Genomic DNA, 2499 nt, shown 5'->3' with positions numbered 1-2499 from the left:
TAAAACATCTTCTACTGGTGCTGACTCACCAAGCATAATTCTTGCAGGATCACCAGGTGTAAAATGCATTAGAGTGAATACTATAAATGATACGCCTAACATAACAGGGATTAACATAATAAGTCTTCTTAATATATATTTATGCATTTAAAATCCTCCTTTCTAAATTTCCTAACTATAATTCTGTATTATAATAAAATCCTTCTTCATAAGATTTAAATATTAATTTTGTTGAAATGCATTACAGAAATTATAACCTTTCAACAATTTTATAAAGCAGATGATTTCCTCTGTTCTATAAAATATAGGGCCATATAAATATGACCCTATATTAAAATGCAGTTATGACTTTACTATGCAGTTAAATTACACTATTACTCAAAGTACACAGAACCTAATCTATGATGTCCTGCTGGATGTTGTACGAAACCTTTTACATTACTTCTTAAACCATCAACGTTTTCACCGTTATTTAAGAATATCCATGGAGCATCATCTCTAACAACTTCTTGAACTTCTAAATATGCTTTTTCTCTTTCTGCTTGGTCTGCACTCTTTCTTGCTTTATCTAACAATTCGTCAACTTTAGTATTACCATAGAATGTTCTGTTACCAGCATCTCCAAATTGTGAAGAGTGGAACAGAGGATATAGACCGTAGTCAGGATCTCCTGTTACAGTAACCCATCCAAGGATAAACATGTCGTGTTCACCTTTAGCTGTACCATCTAGATAAGCACCCCATTCAACTACTTTTACTTCAGCTTCAATATTGATTGCTTTTAATTGGTTTTGAACAATTTCAGCTATATCCATTCTTGATTTGTTGTCGTTTGTCCAAATAGATGTTTTAAATCCATTTTCAAGGCCAGCTTCTTTCATTAGCTCTTTAGCTTTTTCTACATTGTATTCATATGGCACTAATTTTTGGTTTGAAGCCCAAACGTTTGGTCCTAATGGTCCATTAGCTTGCTCTCCAACACCTTGCATTACAGCTTCGATAATTGAATCAACATCTACAGCATGGTTAATAGCTTGACGTACTCTCACATCATCAAAAGGTTTCTTTTGAACGTTAAACCCAATATATGTTGTTGATAAGTTTTCTTGTCTCATCAATACTAAGTTTTTATCTTCTTCTACTCTTTTAACATCCGTTGGTAAAACATCATATACAATATCAACTTCACCAGTTTCAAGGTTAATAGTTCTGTTTGTTGCTTCTGATATGTTTCTGAATTTAACCTTTGCAACCTTAGCTTTTTCGCCATGATATTCTTCAAATTTTACTAGATTAATCTCATCACCATTTACCCAGTTTTCAAACTTAAATGGACCTGTTCCAACTGGTTTTTGACCATAGTCATCTCCAGCGTCTGTTACAGCTTTTTCATTTAAAATACTTGAACCTGTATGAGCTAAGTGAGAAAGTAGTGGCGCAAATGGTTCTGTAGTAGCAATTCTAATTGTATAATCATCTACTATTTCAATTCCATCTTTATTAATTGCTCCTACAATATGTCCAACATGCGGGGACTCTAAAGCTCTTAATAATGTAAATTTAACATCGCTTGCTTTGAACTCTTCACCATTATGGAATTTAACACCTTGCTTTAATTTAAATTCAAATGTTAAATCATCAATCTTTTCCCAAGATTCTGCAAGACCTGGTTGTAACTCCATATTCTCATCTTGTACTACTAATGTGTCGTTAATTTGCTTAATAACTCTTGAAGATGTGTTATCATTAGAACCATGTGGATCTAATGTTTTAGCATCTGCACCTTGAGCTACTACTAATGTATCTTTTACTGATCCAGTATCCTTTGGTTGGTCTGGATCTGAATTGTCAGTTGTAGTAGTTTTTCCACATCCTACAACAATTAATGCAAATGCAAGAATCATGCTCAACAGCATTAATAATTTTTTGTTCTTTTTCATTGTTTTTCCCCCTTATATTAATATATTTATTTTGCCAAAGGGCAAAAAATTGTAACTAAGTAATTATGCTCAAACTCTGAACTTATCTACATATTATGTTTATTTATAATGATATATTACCAAAAAAAACGGCAAATATATTAGGTAAAATACTCTACTATTATGATATTCAATTATAATTACTATTTAAGATTCCAATCTGCAATTTTGCAAATTATATTTTGTTTCATTTAAAATTTTTAATTGCGCGAATAGTCTTTTTTGTATTTCCTCTATTATATACCTATATAAGTAAATATTGCAATAATAATTATTTTTTGTTACATTTTATTAATATTTGTCGTCCTTTTTAATATTTTTATTACATTTTTGTAATGAATTAAAATAAAATAAAAATAGATAAGCCCCTTAACTGTCGATGACAGTTAAGGGGCTTAATATCAATTTTTTACTACTTCGCAGGCTTTAAGTTTCCTGTAAAGTGGCATGCTACAAATGTTTCATTACCTATATCTTTTAATTCTGGTGTTTGTTCTTTACAAATATCTTGTCTATACAT

General features: G+C 30.9%; 1 protein-coding gene and 1 pseudogene. Both read right to left on the bottom strand.

Going from position 1 to position 2499, the window contains the following annotated elements:
• Positions 1 to 147, bottom strand: a pseudogene (locus KQI88_RS18605) (ABC transporter permease); the annotation flags it as partial.
• A 227-nt stretch (positions 148 to 374) separates the two neighbouring features.
• The gene (locus tag KQI88_RS17715) at positions 375 to 1940 is read right to left on the bottom strand and encodes a glutathione ABC transporter substrate-binding protein (RefSeq protein WP_216419658.1); all 1566 of its coding nucleotides are present in this window, start codon (positions 1938 to 1940) and stop codon (positions 375 to 377) included.
• Positions 1941 to 2499: the final 559 nt, after the last annotated feature.

It is taken from the genome of Alkaliphilus flagellatus (assembly GCF_018919215.1).
In the GTDB taxonomy this organism is placed as follows: domain Bacteria; phylum Bacillota; class Clostridia; order Peptostreptococcales; family Natronincolaceae; genus Alkaliphilus_B; species Alkaliphilus_B flagellatus.
This window is presented reverse-complemented; position numbering and strand designations above follow the sequence as displayed.